The sequence below is a fragment of the Parafrankia sp. BMG5.11 genome (assembly GCF_004337455.1).
Genome location: NZ_SJXI01000112.1, coordinates 13,113 through 31,258, shown reverse-complemented (window position 1 = coordinate 31,258; position 18,146 = coordinate 13,113). Strand labels below are relative to the sequence as shown.

12 protein-coding genes and 2 pseudogenes are annotated in these 18,146 nt (G+C 72.9%); 6 read left to right on the top strand and 8 right to left on the bottom strand.

What is annotated here, in order from left to right; all coding sequences use genetic code 11:
* Positions 1–28 precede the first annotated feature (28 nt).
* From E0504_RS45155 to E0504_RS45145, 3 genes are all read right to left on the bottom strand, one after another.
* Complete coding sequence (locus E0504_RS45155; protein ID WP_112107674.1) at positions 29–703, bottom strand: TrkA family potassium uptake protein; 675 nt, start codon at positions 701–703, stop codon at positions 29–31.
* The gene (locus E0504_RS45150; protein ID WP_373694012.1) at positions 696–2,072 is read right to left on the bottom strand and encodes a TrkH family potassium uptake protein; all 1,377 of its coding nucleotides are present in this window, start codon (positions 2,070–2,072) and stop codon (positions 696–698) included. Before E0504_RS45150 ends, E0504_RS45155 begins: the two co-directional genes overlap by 8 nt.
* Positions 2,073–2,153: 81 nt before the next feature.
* Positions 2,154–3,146 (bottom strand): aldo/keto reductase, encoded by a 993-nt coding sequence (locus E0504_RS45145; RefSeq protein WP_112107676.1) that lies wholly within the window; start codon positions 3,144–3,146, stop codon positions 2,154–2,156.
* 339 nt (positions 3,147–3,485) lie between these two features.
* Between E0504_RS45145 and E0504_RS45140 the strand changes: the two genes are divergently transcribed.
* Entirely contained in the window at positions 3,486–5,042 is a 1,557-nt protein-coding gene (locus E0504_RS45140) for an MFS transporter (protein ID WP_235014297.1), read from the top strand.
* Between the two features lie 4 nt (positions 5,043–5,046).
* On the opposite strand, the pseudogene E0504_RS45135 reads toward E0504_RS45140, so the two are convergent.
* Positions 5,047–5,442 (bottom strand): annotated as a pseudogene (locus E0504_RS45135) (winged helix-turn-helix transcriptional regulator).
* A 311-nt stretch (positions 5,443–5,753) separates the two neighbouring features.
* Between E0504_RS45135 and E0504_RS45130 the strand changes: the two are divergent.
* Together E0504_RS45130 and E0504_RS45125 are read left to right on the top strand one after the other, a co-directional pair.
* Complete coding sequence (locus E0504_RS45130; protein WP_020462300.1) at positions 5,754–6,848, top strand: LLM class flavin-dependent oxidoreductase; 1,095 nt, start codon at positions 5,754–5,756, stop codon at positions 6,846–6,848.
* 600 nt (positions 6,849–7,448) lie between these two features.
* Entirely contained in the window at positions 7,449–8,147 is a 699-nt protein-coding gene (locus E0504_RS45125; RefSeq protein ID WP_112107678.1) for an alpha/beta hydrolase, read from the top strand.
* A 20-nt stretch (positions 8,148–8,167) separates the two neighbouring features.
* Here E0504_RS45125 and E0504_RS45120 read toward each other — a convergent pair whose 3' ends face one another.
* Genes E0504_RS45120 through E0504_RS53855 form a run of 3 tightly spaced genes read right to left on the bottom strand, consistent with a single transcriptional unit; the run spans position 8,168 to position 13,675 of the window.
* On the bottom strand, positions 8,168–9,538 hold the full coding sequence (locus E0504_RS45120; RefSeq protein WP_112107679.1) for an FtsX-like permease family protein: 1,371 nt from the start codon (positions 9,536–9,538) through the stop codon (positions 8,168–8,170).
* 2 nt (positions 9,539–9,540) lie between these two features.
* Entirely contained in the window at positions 9,541–10,404 is an 864-nt protein-coding gene (locus E0504_RS45115) for an ABC transporter ATP-binding protein (RefSeq protein ID WP_131627562.1), read from the bottom strand.
* A gap of 55 nt (positions 10,405–10,459) precedes the next feature.
* On the bottom strand, positions 10,460–13,675 hold the full coding sequence (locus E0504_RS53855; RefSeq protein WP_306769379.1) for a BTAD domain-containing putative transcriptional regulator: 3,216 nt from the start codon (positions 13,673–13,675) through the stop codon (positions 10,460–10,462).
* A gap of 295 nt (positions 13,676–13,970) precedes the next feature.
* Here E0504_RS53855 and E0504_RS45105 point away from each other — a divergent pair, with 295 nt between their 5' ends.
* From E0504_RS45105 to E0504_RS45095, 3 genes are all read left to right on the top strand, one after another.
* Positions 13,971–14,483 carry a flavin reductase family protein gene (locus E0504_RS45105; protein WP_112105212.1) on the top strand — a complete coding sequence of 171 codons (513 nt, stop codon included), beginning with the start codon at positions 13,971–13,973 and terminating at the stop codon, positions 14,481–14,483.
* 46 nt (positions 14,484–14,529) lie between these two features.
* Positions 14,530–15,381 (top strand): MBL fold metallo-hydrolase, encoded by an 852-nt coding sequence (locus E0504_RS45100; protein WP_112105223.1) that lies wholly within the window; start codon positions 14,530–14,532, stop codon positions 15,379–15,381.
* 413 nt (positions 15,382–15,794) lie between these two features.
* The gene (locus E0504_RS45095; RefSeq protein ID WP_112105213.1) at positions 15,795–17,381 is read left to right on the top strand and encodes an MFS transporter; all 1,587 of its coding nucleotides are present in this window, start codon (positions 15,795–15,797) and stop codon (positions 17,379–17,381) included.
* Here E0504_RS45095 and E0504_RS45090 read toward each other — a convergent pair.
* Positions 17,355–17,939 (bottom strand): annotated as a pseudogene (locus E0504_RS45090) (ABC transporter permease); the annotation flags it as partial. The gene E0504_RS45095 and the pseudogene E0504_RS45090 overlap by 27 nt on opposite strands.
* Between the last annotated feature and the right edge of the window lie 207 nt (positions 17,940–18,146).

Sequence of the window (18,146 nt, the reverse complement as noted above, 5' to 3'; positions counted from 1 at the left end):
GATGCCTCACCACCGCGGGCGAGCGGTCTCAGGATCCGCCGATCTCGGCGGCGAAGCTCTCGACCCGGTCCGTCCTTCCGGCGATCACCACGAGATCACCCACGTCGAGGACCGTTCCGGCCTCGGCGTGGGTGAACTCGCCGCCGGGCTTCTTCGCTCCGACGATGGTGATCCCGTACCTGCTGCGCAGCGCCGTCTTCTCCAGCGCCCGCCCGCAGATCGCGCGTGGAGCGCGCAGCTTCGCTATCGCGTAGTTGTCGTCGAGCTCGAGGAAGTCGATGAGCCGGCCGGTCAGCAGGTGGGCCACCCGCTCACCGGCGTCCCGCTCGGGATAGACGACGTGGTTGACGCCGATGCGTTCCAGGATGCGGCCGTGCTCGCGGGTGATCGCCTTCGACCAGACCTCGGCGACGGACAGGTCGAGGAGGACACCGGTGGCCAGCACGCTGGCCTCGATCCCGGTGCCGATCGCGACGACCGCCTGCCGGAACTCGTGCGCGCCGAGCTGACGCATCACCTCCTCGCTGGTGGCGTCCGCCTCGACCACGTGGGTGAGCTTCCCGGACCAGCGCTGGACCAGGTCGTGGTTGGAGTCGACGGCCACCACGTGATGTCCCAGCTCCTGCAGGGTCTCGGCCAGGGTGCTTCCGAAACGACCGAGACCGATGACGAGGACGCCGTCCTCGGAATGTCGGCTAGCCAACGATGGGCCTTTCCTCCGGTAGGCGGTACAGCCGCCGCCGTTCGCGCAGCGCCAGCGCCGACGCGACGGCGATCGGCCCGGTCCGGCCGATGAACATCAGCATGATGAGCACGCACTGCCCGAACGCGGGCAGCTCGTCGGTGATCCCCGTCGACAGGCCGACGCTGCCGAAGGCGGAGGTTACCTCGAAGAGCACCTGGTCGAGGGTGTGGTCACTGGCCGAGAGCAGGCACAACGTGCCGACGACCAGCAGCGCGACGCCGAGCAGCGCGACCGCGAGCGCCTGGCGCAGCGCGGCCGGGGAGATCTGGCGACCGAACGCGTCCACCGTCTCGTCGCCGCGGGCCTCGGCCAGGATGGCGTAGAAGAGGATCATGAATGTTGTGATCTTGATTCCGCCGGCGGTGCTCGCGCTGCCGCCGCCGATGAACATCAGCACGTCGGTCACGACGAGCGTGCTCGCGTCCGCGTCCGCGTAGTCGATCGAGTTGAAGCCCGCGGTGCGCGCGGTGGTGCTGGCGAAGAACGCCGCGAGCAGCTTGTCGCCGACGCCGTGCTCCCCCAGTGTCGCGGCGTTGCGCCACTCCGTCGCCGCGACGGCGATCGTGCCGGCGACGGTCAGAATCCCGTATCCCAGCAGCGTCACCCTGGTGTGAAGGGACCAGTACCGGGGTGTCCGAAGCTCGTGCCGCAGTTCGAACAGCACCGGGAACCCGAGCCCGCCCAGGATCACACCGCCGGCCACCGTCAGGATGATCACCGGGTCGGCCGCGAAGCCGACGAGGTTGTCCCCGTAGAGCGAGTGGCCCGCGTTGTTGAACGCGGTGATCGAGTGGAACACGCTCTCGTAGGCGGCGCGGGCCGGTGACCTGTCATAGGTCAGCCACAGCCGCAGGAACAGCACCGCGGCGATCACGGCCTCGACGGTGAAGGTCACCAGGGCCACCGCGCGCACCACCCGACGCACGTCGCCGAGACCGAACGACTGGGTCTCGGCGGCGGTCAGCAGCCGGATCCGCACACCCAGCCGGCGCGACACCAGCAGTCCCAGCAGCGACGCCGAGGTCATGAACCCGAGCCCGCCCAGCTGGACCGCCCCCATGATCACGACTTCGCCGAAGGTGGTCCAGTGGGCGCCGGTGTCGACGACGGCGAGCGCCCCGCTCGCGGCTCCGGTCGCGGTGAACACGGCGACCAGCGGCGACGTCGTCCGGCCGGACTCGGTCGCGACCGGTGCGAGCAGGAGCAGTGCCGTCACCGCCACCGTGACCGCGAAACCCAGCACGACGAGCCGGACCGGATGGGTCAGCAACCCCGCCCCGGGGCGACGGCGCGACCGAGGGGCGAGGCGGCCGCCTTCCGGGCGCAGGACACTCGCGATCCTGTCCGCGCCGGGTGTCGCGGCTCGCCGCGGGGCCACCGCACGTGTCCTGACGAGTTCAGCCGGACGTCAGAGCCGTCGCCGCTGCGGCACCTGGATGCCGGTGACGGGCCGTGGGCGGTACGGGGCCTCCAGCCGGGCGGCCTCGTCGTCGGTGAGGGTCAGCTCCAGGGAGGCGAGCGCGTCGTCGAGGTGCCCGGGCTTCGTGGCGCCGACGATCGGCGCGGTGACGACGGGATTGCGTGACACCCAGGCCAGCGCCACCTGGGCCCGGCTCACGCCGCGCTCGTCGGCGATGCGGGCGACCTCCTCGACGATCAGCCGGTCGTCGTCCTGGTAGAAGGCGCGGGCGAAGGGGTCGGACTCGGCGCGGGTCGTGGTGGCGTCCCAGTCGCGGGTGAGGCGGCCGCGGGCCAGCGGGCTCCACGGGATCACGCCGATCCCCTGGTCCGCGCACAGCGGGAGCATCTCCCGCTCCTCCTCCCGGTAGAGCAGGTTGTAGTGGTTCTGCATCGTCGCGAAACGGGTCCAGCCGTGCCGCTCGGAGATGAACAACGCCTTGGTGAACTGCCAGGCGTACATCGACGAGGCGCCGACGTAACGGGCCTTGCCGGCCTTCACGACGTCGTGCAGCGCCTCGAGCGTCTCCTCGATCGGCGTCGTCTCGTCCCAGCGGTGGATCTGGAAGAGGTCGACGTAGTCCGTGCCGAGGCGCCGCAGGCTCGCGTCGATCTCGTGCATGATCACCTTGCGGGAGAGGCCGGCCCCGTTCGGGCCGGACCGCATCCGGGAGTGGACCTTGGTGGCCAGCACGATCTCGTCCCGGCGGGCGAAGTCCTTCAGCGCCCGGCCGGTGATCTCCTCGCTGCGGCCCAGCGAGTAGACGTTCGCGGTGTCGAAGAAGTTGATCCCCGCCTCGATCGCACGCCGGAAGAACGGCCGCGACGCGTCCTCGTCAAGAGACCACGGCCAGTTCCCCTCCCCCGGGGTGCCGTAGCTCATGCAGCCCAGGCAGACCCGGGAGACCTCCAGGCCGGTCGACCCCAGCTTGACGTACTCCACGAGATCAGGCTCCTCTCCACCACAGCCGCACCCACCGCCACCGCGCCGCCGCGCGATCACCAGCCCACGACTCTGCCACGACGCGGCCGCGTCCGGTGTGTGTCCGGAGTCACCATGCCGTCCGCCAAACCCGGCGCAGGCCAATGACCTGCGCCGCCGCAGAGAAAAGGCCGGCCCGGGGCCGTCGCGGGCGGAAACTCGCGCACGTCCGGCCGGCCGGGGCCGGGAATGCCGACGTCCGGTGTGGACTTCGCTGTCACCGATGAGGTGCGCGACAGGTCCGCGGGTGCGGGGCTGTGGTTCGGCGGGCGGTCCGGCGCCTGTCGCGGAAGGAACCAGATGACGAAGGCCCAGGTCACAGAGATGGATCCAGCCGGCGCGAGCGGCGGGGACGGCGACGCCCGGGCCGCCGGGGCACCGCCGTCCAGCACCGTGGCGGCGGTGGACGAGGCGGGCGTCGATCCGCGGCGGTGGCGGGCGCTGCCCGTGATCCTGATCGCCAGCTTCATGAGCCTGTTCGACGTGTTCGTCGTCAACGTCGCGGCACCGAGCATCGAATCGGACCTGCACGCGTCCAACGCCGGGCTTGAGCTGGTCGTCGGCGGCTACTCGTTCACCTACGCCGCCGCGCTGGTCACCGGCGGCCGGCTGGGTGACCGGTTCGGCCGCCGCCGGATCTACCTGCTCGGGATGGCGGTCTTCACCGCCGCGTCGGCCATGTGCGGGCTCGCGCCCAACGAGGCGGTGCTGATCGGCGGCCGGCTGCTGCAGGGCGTCGGTGCCGCGGCCATGGTGCCCCAGGTGCTCGCGCTGATCAGCGTGACCTTCCCGCCGGCCGAGCGGCCGCGGGCGTTCGCGTTCTTCGGCGTGACGATCGGGCTCGGCGGGGTCTGCGGTCAGGTGCTCGGCGGGGTGCTGCTCGACCTCGACATCTTCGGCCTCGGCTGGCGGCCGATCTTCCTGGTCAACGTGCCGATCGGGCTGGCGGCGCTCGTCGGGGCGCGGCGGCTGGTCCGCGAGTCGCGCGCGGCTCGGGCGGAGCGGCTCGACCCGGTCGGGCTGGGCACGCTGACCCTCGGCATCGGGCTCGTCCTCATCCCGCTCACCCTCGGCCGCGACGAGGGCTGGCCGCTGTGGACGTGGCTCGCGCTCGCCGCTGGGATCGTGGTGCTCGGCGGGTTCGGGGCCTGGGAGGCCCGGCTGGCGCGCTCCGGCGGGCATCCGATCATCCCGCCGGCCGTGGTGCGGTCCCGGGCGGTCGTCGGCGGCATGGTGATGAGCGCGGGGTACTTCTTTTTCTTCGGCAGCTTCCTACTCGCCCTGACGATCTTCCTGCAGGTGGGCCAGCACCGCTCCCCGCTGAACGCCGGGCTGATGTTCGCGCCGCTCGGCGTGGTCTTCGCGTTCTCCTCGCTGGCGGCGCGCCGGCTGGTCACCGTGTACGGGCCGCGGGTGCTGACCGCCGGGGCGCTCACCACCGCCCTGTCCCTGGTCGGAATCGCGGTGGCGGTGTCGGTCGAGGGCACCGGCATGACCGCCTACGAGCTCACCCCGCTGCTGATGCTCGCCGGCATCGGCAACGGCCTGGTGATCCCGGCCCTGGCCGCGAGTGTCATGGCGGCCGCTCCCCCCGACATCAGCGGGACGGTGAGCGGCGTCCTCACCACCACGCAGCAGTTCGCCTCGGCGTTGGGCGTCTCCGGCGTGGGGGCACTCTTCTTCGCCGAGACCGCACGCAGCGGCGCGGACGCCGGCCTCTTCGCCGCCGTCATCTGCGGCCTCATCTCGGTCGGCGTGGCCTTCCTGGGCTCCCTGGTTCTCCGCCGCCCACCCGCGGCACCGGCCGTCGCGGGGGCTGCCGTCGTAGGGGCTGCCGTCGCGGCATCCGCGGACTAGCGGACTAACCGCGGGCGTCGTAGCGCCGACGGGCCTCGTCGATCCCGTCGGCGTTGCGCTCGGCCCAGTCGAGCAGCGAGGCGACGGTGTCGAGCAGGGTTCACCCCAGGCCGGTGAGCTCGTAGTCGACGCGCGGGGGCACCTGCGGGTACACCGTGCGGGTGACGAGCCCGTCCCGCTCCAGGACGCGCAGCGTGCTGGTCAGCATGCGCTGGTTGATGCCGGGCAGCGCCCGCTTCAGCTCACTGAAGCGCCGCGGGCCGGCGGTGAGCTCGGTGACGACCGCGACCGACCACTTGTCACCCACCCGATCCATGATCGTCCGTACCCGGCAGTCGGCCTCGCCCCGAGGCTCCCAGTCGGCGGCGAGCGAACCGTGCTCCGCCGGCTGTACCGGCACGTTGTGGGCCACTGGCACGTTGTGGGTCACCGCGACCTCCGGTCGGCGGTTGACGGCGGCTCTCTCTCGGCAAATACTACTTTCCGTGTCGATGAAGTTGAGATTGATCCGACGTCTCGCCGTCGACCTCGCGCGCAGCGGCAGCATGCGCTGTTCCTGAGACGCTCCTCGGCCACGCCGGCCGCCAGGGCGTCCGACCGCTCCCGCGCCGCCTCGTCACGATCCGGTCGCCCGAGATCCGGTCCCGTCCCACCTGGTGGCCTTGACGTGGCGAATGCCGACGCCACGTCCCCTCCGCCGGGAGCCCACGCATGTCCCTGACCTTCCACTGGTTCCTGCCCACCTCCGGCGACGCGCGCGACGTGGTCGGCGGCGGGCACGGCGCACCAGCCACGGCGAGCACCCGCGGCCGGCCGCCGACACTCGAGTACCTCGGCCAGATCGCCCGCTCGGCCGAGCAGCTCGGCTTCGCCGGCGCCCTGACCCCCACCGGTTCGTGGTGCGAGGACGCCTGGCTGACCACGGCGATGCTGGTCGAGGCGACGAAGCGGCTGAAGTTCCTGGTCGCCGTACGGCCGGGGCTGGTCTCGCCGACGCTGGCCGCACAGATGGCGTCCACGTTCCAACGGCTCTCCGGCGGGCGGCTGCTGCTCAACGTCGTCACCGGCGGCGAGGCGGACGAACAGCGCGGCTACGGCGACTTCCTCGACAAGGACGACCGGTACGCCCGCTGCGACGAGTACCTGTCGGTGCTCTCCGATCTGTGGCGGGGACGGACCGTGGACGTCGACGGCCGCTTCGTGCGGCTGAGCGGGGCGCGGCTGTCGCGGCTCCCCGACCCGCCACCGGAGATCTACTTCGGGGGCTCGTCGCCGGCCGCGGTCGAGGTGGCCGCGCGCCACGCCGACGTCTACCTGACGTGGGGCGAACCGCCGGACGCCGTCGCCGCCAAGTTCGCCGAGGTCCGGTCCAGGGCCGAGGCGGCCGGGCGGGCGCCGCGCTTCGGGCTGCGCGCCCACGTCATCACCCGGGACACCGCCGAGGACGCCTGGGCGGCGGCGCACCGCCTGATCGCCGGCCTGGACGCCCGGACGGTCGCGGCGGTGCAGGAGCAGCTGGCGCGCAGCGAGTCCGAGGGCCAGCGCCGGATGCTCGCGCTGCACAACGGGTCGACCGCGAAGCTGGAGATCTTCCCGAACCTGTGGGCGGGGATCGGGCTGGTCCGCGGCGGCGCCGGGACCGCCTTCGTCGGCAGCCACCACGAGGTGGCGGACCTCATCGAGACCTACCACCAGGTCGGCGTCACCGAGTTCGTGCTCTCCGGGTATCCCCACCTGGAGGAGGCGTACTGGTTCGGGGAGGGTGTGCTCCCGATCCTGCGTGCCCGGGGCCGATGGTCCCCGTGACCTCGACCCCCGTCCTGGACGGAACCGGAAATACCACCGCCCGGCCCCGCGGTACTTTCGTCAGGCAGACCCGGCCGGGCGGATTTCGTAATGGTGTTGACATCCGCGCCGTGACGGCACAGAGTTGGACCATGCTCCGGCCGGGTTCAACGACACCTCGGTTTCCACGGGCAACACCTCGGTTTCCACGGGCGACACAGCAGTCTCTAAGGGCGACCCGGCGGCTCCTGCAGACGACACGCCTCGTAATCCGCGGCCACATCGATTTCCTGCGGGTGGCGTCGGCCGCCTGTACGCGGTCACCCGCCAGCTGACCTCACCGAGGGCGAGCCGAGCCAGGCCACCAGGACGGATTCGTCCGCCCGCTCGGCCCCACGATTCCGGTGTCGGCTCTTCCAGCGACGGCAGGCGTACCTTCAGCGACGTCCACTCCGGCGCTCTTCCGACTTTTTCGGTAACAGCCGTGTTCTCTCTCATCCTGCGTGGCATGTTTTCTTTGGGCTGCCCACCGGGCGGTCTTTCTTACCGCCACTCCCATCCTCGCCTGGGCCGTCTCGCGCGTTCCAACCGCACCGGCCCCCATTTTCCCTGGAGCAGATCATGCATTCTCCGACGGACACCCGGAACCCGATCCGGTCCGGCCGCCAGGTGCTCGGTTTCGTCGGCCGCGCCGCGACCCGGTTCTGGCCCGCCGCCGACGCGGGCCGGCCGCCGCGGGCCTCGATCGTGATGATCCCCGGCCGCGGCGAGAGCGTGGACAGCTACGAACGGACCGCCGTGCGGCTGGCGATCGACGGCTACGACGTGACCTACCTGTCCACCCAGGAGCACGGCGCCGTCGCGCTGGCGGAGGCGCGGGTGCCCGGCGTGCCGTTCATCCTGCTCGGTTCGGACACCGGGGCCCTGCGCTCGCTGTCGCTGGCGGGCTCACCGGCGCTGCGACCCGACGCCCTGATCCTGCTGGGACTTCCCCTGGTGCACCAGCCGTTCGCCGGCGAGCTGCCGACCGAGCTCCCACCGCGCGTGCTGCCCGACCTGCCGGTACTGCTGATCCACGGCGAGCAGGACGAGACAAGCCCGCTCCACCTCACCAAGATGATCACACGGACGGTGAGCACGGCTCGACTGACGACCGTGCCGGGTGGGCACCAGATCATGACCGGGCCCGGAGTGCGCCTGGTAGCGGCGCTCACGGTGCTGTTTGTCGAGACCCTGCGCCAGATCGAGGGCGTGGGAGGCGGGCGGGCCCGCCTCGCGCACGTCCCACGCCAGCCCGAGCCCGCCGCGAACCGGCTGTGACGATGTCGGTTCCCTCCAGTTCAGGCCGCCACCGCCACCGCCTCGACGGCGGGCGCCCGCAGGGCCCGGCGTGCCGAGCCGAGCAGGGCGGCCAGCGTCGCCGCCACGGCCACCGCCGCGGTACCGAGCCAGATACCCACCTCCGGGTCGGGCAGCCAGCTGTCGGTCTTGGCGTAGCTGAACGGCAGCACGGTGGGCAGCGCGGCGACGGTGCCGATCACCAGCCCGGCGACGGTCAGCACCGCGCCCTCCAGGATGACCATGCCCAGCACCTGGCGGCGGGTCGCCCCGGCGAGGCGCTGCTGGCCGAACTCCCGGCGCCGGTCGGTGGTCGCGGCGACCAGCGTGTTGATCAGCATGATGCAGGCGAACAGCACGATCATCCCGGTGACCACGAAGTTCAGCGTCTCGATGGCATCGTCCTCGGCGTTGGTCACCACACCGGCGGCCGCGTTGGCCTCGTTCTGGATGACCTGCATCCACAGCGTGCCCACCGATATGCCGACGAACAGGATCACCGGGGTCAGCGCGGCCGCCAACTGGGCGGTGCGCTGCCGCAGGTTGAGCACCGCCAGGTAGCCGCTGACGCCGCCGAACCGCTGCACGGGACGGGCCAGCACCGCGGTCGCCCAGCGCACCAGCACCGGCGCGAAGAACGCCATCCCGATGCCGAACAGGATGTCCGCCGAGCCGGCGAACTGCATCGAGTCGAAGCCCTCGGGGCCGGCCGCCGCGGCCATCACGCTCAACTGCAGACCACCGAGAAGGAACAGCACGCCGGTGATGATCCGGCCCCTGCCCATCCGCCCGCCGCCCGCACTCGCGTCGGCCGCGCTGCTCAGCGCCTCCACCACCCGCATCTTCGCGACGCGCCGCGCCGTCAGCACCGCCGCGCCCGCGGCCCCCAGCACGCTGACGCCGAGGCCGGTGCCCAGTGCCACCGGCCCGTAGGCGAAGGCCACATCGTCGGCCACCTGGTCGGTGGACTTCAGCAGCGCCAGCAGCCCGCGCCCGGCCAGCGCCCCTATCGGGACGGCCACCAGTGCCCCGGCCAGCGCCAGGAGTACGGCCTCGCCCAGGATCATCCGCCGCAGCTGGGCGGGGGTGGCGCCGACGCTCTTGAGCAGCGCCATCTCCGTGGCCCGCTGCCGCACGCCGAGGGTGAGCGTGGAGGTGACCGCGAAGGCCACCAGGGCCAGGCCCCAACCGCCCACCACCGTCGACATGGTGACCAGTGTCTCCTGATCGGTGTCCGACACTCCTTCGGCGGCGCCGGTGTCGGACAGCGAGCCGAAGGCCATCACCAGCACAGCACCGAGGAACACCGCCAGGAAGCTTGCGGTGAAGGCGCTCATCCGTCGCCGTAGCGACCGCACAGCCAGGGTGAACATGATCAGATCCCTCCGTTGCCGGCGCCGGTGCCGGTGCCGGTGCCGGTGCCGGCGGCTGCGTAGGCGCCGCTCGTGCCCCTGTTCCGCCCCTGCCGCGCCACCTCGTCACCCAGGTGCGTCAGCCGCTCCGCCACCGCCTGCGCGGTCGGGCTGGACATCTGCCCGGCGAGCCGCCCGTCGGCCAGGAACACCACCGCGTCCGCGTGGGAGGCGGCCACCGGGTCGTGCGTCACCATCACCACGGTCCGCCCGAAGGCGCGCACCGACTCCTGGAGCAGACCCAGCACCTCCCGGGCGCTGTGACTGTCCAGCGCGCCGGTCGGCTCGTCGGCGAAGACCACGCTCGGCTCCGAGACCAGCGCTCGGGCGATGGCGACCCGCTGCTGCTGCCCCCCGGAGAGCTGACTGGGCAGATGGTCGAGCCGCTGCCCCAGGCCGACCCGCTCCAGGACGGCGCGCGACCGCGCCGTGTCGATCCGCCGCCCGGCCAGCTTCAGCGGCAGGGTGGTGTTCTGCATGACCGTGAGCGTCGGCAGCAGGTTGAACTGCTGGAAGACGAAGCCGATCCGCTGCCGGCGGAACTTCGTCAGCGCCGTCTCGCTCTTGCCGCCCAGCTCGATGCCGTCCACGAACACCGTGCCGGCCTCCGGTTCGTCCAGACCGGCCGCGCAGTGCAGCAGGGTGCTCTTGCCCGACCCGGACGGGCCCATCACCGCGGTGAACGTGCCGCGCGGCAGCGCCAGCGAGACCCCGTCCAGCGCGGTCACCCGGGCGCTGTCATCGCCGTAGACCTTACGCACCCCCACCAGCCGCAGGGCCTCGGTGCTCTCCTGGGTCGTGCTCCGTGTGCTCCGTGTGCTCGTCATGTCGGCACCATCGGCGCCGGCGCCTACCGTCGGCTGACCGCCCGCTGACCGCCGCCTACCGCCGCCGGGCGGCTCCCGTCCCCAGCTCGGCCAGCGCCGCCTCCACTGTCATCGACGCGCCCCGCCGCCGGGCCTGATCGAACCGCTGGGCACCGATCAGGTTCCGCACCCGGGCCGCCGTCCGCGCCGCCTCCGGCTCCCTCGCTGCCTCCCCGCCGCGCACCGCCTGCCCCAACCCCAGCAGCAACGCGGCCCGTTCACCGTCGCCCGTCAGCAGCACCGCCCCCGCCAGGCCCTCCACCGCGCAGGCCGCCTCGCCACGATCGCTGCCGCGCAGCGCCACGTCCAGCGCCTCCCGGTGCCGGGCCAGCGCGCCCTCCACGTCGCCCTCCGCTTCGGCCACCCGGCCCAGGCCCACCAGCGCCCGCACCCGGGTCACCTCGCCGAACACGAGCTCCGCGGCCGCGTCGCGCAGGGCCAGTTCGTACAGCCGTCGTGCCGCCGCGAGGTCGCCGTCCAGCCGGGCGACCTCACCCAGCCCGCAGCGGGCCGAGCCCAGCTCGTCGGGCAGGCCGTCTCGTCGGGCCGCCGACTCGGCCCAGGTGAAGTCGGCGCGCGCCGCCTCGAGATCCCCGGCACGCAGCAGCCCGTAGCCCCGGCTGCACCGCATGTTCACCGCCGCGGCCACAGCGCCCAGCTCTCCGGCCGCCGCGATGCCCTCCGCCCACAGCTCCAACGACCGCGCGTGGTGCCCCCGCCGTGACGCCAGTGTCGCCGCGGCGTCCAGGGTCTCCGCCGCCCCCAGCCGGTCCCCGATGGCGCGGAAGCCGCGCAGCGCCGCGTCGAACTCCCGCTCCACCCCGTCCTCCGCATCCCCCGCGAACAGGCCCAGATAGCCCCTCCCCATCCGGACCAGCGCCTGCGACCAGGGGTCGGTGCCGACATGCACCTCCGGGCGCTCCCGGCTGGCGTCGGTCGGCCCGGCCGCCGTCGCCCACAGGAAGCTGAGATACGGATACCGCGGCGGCGCGATCCGGCCCGACATGATCGACTCGGCTCGCCGCCACCACTCACGCTGCCCAGGGCGGTCCCGGCCATCGGCCCTCGCGTTCAGCACGCACAGTACGTACTCGTCGTCCAGCCCTTCCGGTATTTCCCGGCCGACCGTACGCAGCAGTTCCGCCGCCAGCGGCGCGGCCTCCCCGCGCAGCCCGCGCAGGAACCAGTACCCGCTCAGCACGGCGACGAGCCGCAGTGCCCGCTCCGGCGCCGTGGGAATGGAACGGCGCAGCGCCGCCAGCAGATTGCGGTGCTCCGCGTCCAGCCGCCGCAGCCACTCCAGCTGCTCGGACCGCCGCAGATGCGGCTCCGCCTCGCCCGCCAGCTGCAGAAACCACTCCGCGTGCGCCGCCTGCAGCCGCGCCTCCTCCCCGGACTCCGCGAGCCGCTCGGCGCAGAACTCCCGGACGGTCTCCAGCATCCGGTACCGGCCGGCCGCGTCCACCTCCGCCAGCGACTTGTCCACCAGCCCGACGGCCGCTTCGACCGGGTCGTCCAGCTCGTCGCAGGCGCAGACCTCCTCCACCGCCCCCAGTGGCGCGCCTCCCACGAAAACCGTCAGCCGACGAGCCAGCGCCTGCTCCTTGTTGTCCATCAGGTCCCAGCTCCACTCCACCACCGCACGCAGCGTGCGGTGTCGCGGAGCCGCCGTCCGCTCCCCACGCCCCAGCAGCCGGAACCGGTCGCCGAGGCGGGCCTCCACCTCGGCGAGCGGCAGCGAGCGCAACCGCGCCGCAGCCAGTTCGAGGGCCAGCGGCAGCCCGTCCAGCGTGGCGCAGATCCGCAGCACCGGACCCACCTCGGCGTCCCCCAGCGCGAAACCGGGCCGTACCGCCGTCGCCCGGTCCACGAACAGCCGCACCGCCGCGAAACCGAGCGCCCGCTCGGAGGTGACTCCGTCCGCCTCACCGCCCGCCGGGATCTTCAGCGGGGCCAGCGGCCACAGCGACTCCCCCGTGATCCTCAGCGCCTCCCGGCTGGTGGCCAGTACCCGCACCCGCGGACACGCCCCGAGCAGCCGCCGCACCAGTTCGGCCGTCTCCGCCACCACGTGCTCGCAGTTGTCCAGCACCAGCAGCGCTTCGCGCTCGGCGAGCGCGGCGACCAGCCGGCCGACCGGGTCCGGCCGCATCCCCCCGCCGCCTTTCAACGGCCCCGCGTCATGCAGCCCCAGCGCTCCGACCACCGCCTCGGCGACGCCGCCTCCCGACCCGTCGGCACTCACCACCGCCAGGTCGACGAACCGGGCCTCGACGAACCGGGCCTCGACGCCGGTCCGCTCCACCGTCCTTTCCGCCGTCCGTCCGGCCACCTCCAGCGCCAGCCGGGTCTTGCCCACCCCACCAGGGCCCACCAAGGTCACCAACCGCCCGGCGGCCAGCAGCCCCCCGACCCGGGCCAGTTCCTCCTCCCGGCCCACGAAGCTGCTCACCCGCGCGGGCAGCCCGGGCCCGACCTCCCCCCGCCCCTGGCCGGGCCGCACCTCCCCCCGCAGCACCGCCAGATGAACCTCCGCCAGCTCCGCGGAGGGATCGGCCCCCAGTTCCTCGACCAACAGCTGTCGTGCGTCCTCGAACACCGCAAGCGCCTCGGCCTGGCGGCCCGCCCCGGCCAGCGCCCGCATCAGCTGTCCCCGCAGCCGCTCTCGTAACGGATGCTCCCCCACCGCCTCCTGCAGCTCGGCCACCAGCGCCGCATGCCGCCCCAGCGCCAGCTCAGCCTCGGCCAGGTCCTCCACCGCGGCGACGCGCTGCTCCGCCAGCCTGATTGTCTGCACGGCGGCGAACGGCGCATCCACCACGTCGGCGAGCGCGGGTCCCTGCCACAGCCCAACCGCCTCGCGCAGCAGCGCCGCCGCATGGGTGTGCTCGTCCGCCTCCAGGGACCGCCGCCCCTCTCGTACGAGGCGCGCGAAGCGGTGCACGTCCACCTGCTCCGGGTCGGCCGCCAGCCGGTACCCGGCCGGGTGCATCTCGATCGGCACCGCCACCCCCGCCGCCCGCAGCCCGCGGCGCAGCCGCGACACCTGCGACTGGAGGGCGTTCACGGCGCCGTCGGGCGGCTCCTGGCCGTACAGGCCGTCGATCAGCTGCTCCGTGCTGACCACCCGGCCGGCGTTCAGCGCCAGCAGGGCGAGGAGCGAGCGCGGCCGCGGCCCGCCGACGTTCACCGTCGCCCCCTCGCCGGACCGCACCTGAAGTGGCCCCAGCACGCTTATCCACATGGTCTGATTCTCGCCTGCGCCGCGCGGACGGCTACTCCTTCGCACTTCCGCGACAACCTGCTCGAGTTCTGACTAGCCGTCAGTCGTGCCACGGCACCCCCACCTCGCCGTCTGTCGGCGCGGGAAATCCCATGCCCGGAACGGGAAGAGAAAGCGGTCGAAGCATGTCCTAGGTGAGCAAGGTGATGCGGGCGCGCGGCGCGGAGGCGAGCCCGCGAGAGGCGTGTCCTCCGGCCGGAGACACGAGTGGTCGCGGGAGACTCCCGACGAGAGGAGACCTTGGATGGTCAACGCGCGACTGACCGCCATCAACGCCACTGCGGTCGACCAACGCCTGCTGCGTACGACGTTCGGCTGTTTCCCCAGCGGGGTCACCGCCGTCTGTGGGCTCGCCGGCCGGGAGCCGGTCGGGATGGCGGTGAGCTCGTTCATTTCGGTCTCCCTGGATCCGCCGCTGGTCTCGGTGTGCGTGGCTAACTCGTCCACCACCTGGCCCCGGCTGCGGGCGCTCGGCCGACTGGGCGTCAGCGTCCTCGGGGAGGCCCACGACCTGGCGGCGCGTCAGCTCTCCGCCCGCGACGGTGACCGGTTCGCCGGCATGGAGCTGACCTCGACGTCCGGTGGCGCGCTGTTCGTCGCCGGGTCCGCGGCGACCCTCGAGTGCGAGCTTGTCAGCGAGGTGCCCGCAGGCGACCATCTGATCGCGCTGTTGCGGATCCACGCCCTGGATTCCGACGCGAACGTCACCCCGCTGGTCTTCCACGGCAGCCGGTTCCGGCAGCTTGCCAGCATCTGACAACCAGCCCGTCGCCCGGACCGACCGCTCCGCGGAGGACAGCATCGTGGATCTCGCCACCGGCCTGCCGATCTGCGTCACCTGCGGGGTGCAGTACGCGGCGCCGCGACCGGACTGCCCGGTCTGCGAGGACGAGCGGCAGTACGTCGGCTGGGACGGGCAGCGCTGGACCACCCTCGGCGAGCTCCGCTCGGACGGCTTCCGCAGCCGACTGGAACCCGAGGGCCCGGGCGTGTACGGCATCGGCTCGGCGCCGAAGATCTCCATCGGCCAGCGGGCCCTGCTCGTCACCACGGCGAGCGGCAACATCCTCTGGGACTGCGTGCCCTTCCTCGACGACCACCTGATCGCCCAGGTCACCGAGCTCGGCGGGATCACCGCCATCGCCGTGAGCCACCCGCACTTCTACGGCTCGATGGTCGACTGGAGCCGCGCCTTCGGCGACGTCCCGATCTACGTCCACGCCGCCGACGAGCAGTGGCTCGGCCGCCGCTGCGCCGCCGTCAACCTGTGGACGGGTGACACCCTCACCATCGGCGACGGGCTGACCCTGGTGAACGGCGGTGTGCACTTCGCCGGCGGCACCGTCCTGCATCACGCCGCTGGCGAGGACGGGCGAGGCGCCCTGTTCTCCGGGGACATCCTCCAGGTCGTCCTCGACCGTAGGTACGTGAGCTTCATGTACTCGTACCCGAACTACATCCCGGAACGCCCGGAGACCGTGCGCCGGGCCGTGCGGCTGCTGGAACCCTTCGCCTTCGACGCGATCTACGGCGCGTTCTGGCAGACCATCGTCCGCTCGGACGGCCATGGCGCAATGCACCGCTCCGCCGAGCGCTACCTGCACTTTGTCACCGACCCAGCGCCGGCGGCAGCGGAACAGACGCCGCGGGCCTAATACCGCGACGGAGCCGGCCGGTCGGCACCGGCGCTCCGGTGTTCCGCGGAACACCATGATCAACCGTGGCCTGCGGCCGATCGGCCACAGCGGGCCACAGCGGGCGACGGCGCGTCAGTTCGTCATCGCGTCAGCTTCGCCTGGGGCGCGGGCATCCTCGCGGCCGGTGCGATCATCTGCGGGCTCCTGGTGCGCCCCGGCGCCCCGGACACCAGCCAGGCCACCGCGCGGACGGCAGTGCACATGTGAGACCGCAGCTGTGAGATCGACGGGCAGTCCCCGGCCGTGGACCGGAGACTGCCCTGTTGCGGCTGCTTCTGAGGAGCCGATCGGGGCGGATTGGTTGCTTCCAGCACTTCCGCGACAGACGATTGGGCGGCCGGCGCCCCCGCGCCCGCGCGGGGGGAGAGCGGATGCCGACCGAGCCCGGAGAGGGCCGAGCCGGCGGCGACGTGGCCGCGCGACGTCAGGTCCTGCTCACCTGCCTGGCCGCGATGTTCGCGACCACCTTCACCGCGACGCTGCTCACAGTCTCGTTGCGGACAGTGGCCGACGACCTGGGCTCCAGCACCGGGGTGATCTCCTGGGCGGTCACCGGTTCCCTGTTCGCCCTCGCGGTGGCCATGCCCATCCTCGGCCGGATCGGCGACATCCGGGGCCACCGCCGGACGTTCCTGATCGGCACGGCCCTCGCCGTCGTCTTCTCGCTGGCGACCGGGCTCGCGTGGGACGCCGCGTCGCTGATCGGGTTCCGCGTCGTCGCCCAGCTCGCGGGATCGGCGACGATCCCGGCGTCGTTCGCGATGCTGTTCGCGGTCTTCCCGCCGCAGGAGCGGGTGCGTCCGTCGGCGTGGGCGTCGGGGGTGCTGTCCGGGGCGGCGGTCACCGGTCTCGCCGTCGGCGGGCTGATCATCGACGCCGTCGGGTGGCGGGCGGTGTTCTTCATCCAGGCCGGCATCGCGGTCGTCCCGCTGGTCGCGGCGCTCCGCGTGCTGCCGCCGGACCGGGACGGGCTGCGCCGTCCACTGGACCGCACCGGCGCGGTGGTGCTCGCGGCCGCCGTCTTCGCGCTCACCTTCGGGGTGAACCGCGCGGCGGCGTGGGGGCCACGGCCGATCGTGATCGCGCTGCTCGTCGCGGTGGTCCCACTGTTCTGGCTGCTCACCGTGGTCGAGCGGCGCAGCACCGACCCGGTCGTCCCGATGGAGCTGCTGACGAAACGGGACGTCCGCACCGCCGGGCTGGCGTCGTTCATGATCTCCGCCGCGCACCTCGGGAACTTCCTGGTGACCCCGCTGCTGCTGGAAGGGCTCTTCGGCCTGTCGGTGGCCCTGACCTCGGCGGTGACGATGTGCCGCACGCTGTCGATCGCGCTGGCCGCGCCGTCGGCGAGCTGGGTGGGGACGAGGATCGGGCCGCGCGCGCTCGCCTCGGGCGCGGGCGCGGCCTACGTGGTCGCGCTGGCCGTGATGGCGTTCGGCACCCGGTCGGACATGCTGTGGCTGGTCATCGTCGGCCTGATCGGCAGCGGCCTGGCCTTCGGGCACGCGCAGCCGCCACTGATCGTGATCGCGAGCGGCTCCGTCCCGGAGGACAGCTTCGGGCTGGTCGCCTCCCTGCAGCAGACGGCGGGCCAGATCGGCGGCGTCGTCGGCACGAGCCTGCTCTCCGCGGTCGTCGCCGACACGCTCCATCCGGGGCCGTTCGCCGCCGCGTATCTGATCGCCGCGGGATTCGCCCTGCTGGGCGGGGTGACGATCATGCTGAGCTCACGGCACGCCGCCACGGCCACGGACTCGGCTGCGGCTGCGGCCGAAGCGGCCGACGTCCCGGCGGGCCGCCGCAGGCACGGCGTCCGGTCGGTCCTCGGCGTCCGCCGCGACCCCGGGCAGGCGGCTCGGCGCGCCCAGCATGTGAGCGAGCGTGACCCCGGCGATGCTCTCCGCCGCGAGCAGGCCGACCAGCACGATCAGCTGGAAGCGCGCCGCCTGCCCGGGTGAGGCCCCGCCGAACAGCGCCCCGACGAACGCGCCGGGGAGGGTGACCAGCCCGACGGTGCGGGTCTGGTCGAGCGCGGGCACCAGCGCCTCGGAGACGCTGGCGCGGGCGATGTCCAGGCACGCCCGCCGCGATGTCGCGCCGAGAGCGAGCCAGGCCTCGACCTCGTCCCACCGCAGCCGGAGCCCCGCGGCGAGCCGCCGCCCGGTGAGCGTGCAGGACGTCATCGTGCCGCCGACGAGGCTCCCGGTGAGCGCGATCAGGTTCCGGGTGGACGGCTCGAGCGCCCCGACCGCGAAGACCGCCCCCATCGGGAGACCGGCCCCGATCACGCAGGAGACGAGCACCGCCCGGCCGGCGGGCGCGAGCTCGGTGAGCCGGCGGGTCGCAGTCCCCACCGCCGCGGTGAGCATGAGCACGACGACGATCACCGTGGTCGGCGGGGCGGCGAAGACCCCGCGCAGGGCCAGACCGATGACCGTGAGCTGGACGGCGGCACGCAGCGAGGCGGTGAGAACGTCCCTGCGCCGGGCGACCCGGGCCCAGGTGAGGGCCCCCACCGCGAGCGCCAGCAGGAGCAGGAGCCCCGCGCCGAGGCGCAGATCCGCGTGACTACCCACCGGCGGGCGACCGCGGTCCACCGGCGGTCGGGTGCGGTCGGGCCATCCTGGCAGTTTCCCGCGTCCTGGCCCGCGGCGTGCGGCCTGATAACCCTGTGTGCTCGCCACCGCCGGTTCGCGGGGACGTCACCAGGCCGACCGGGCGCC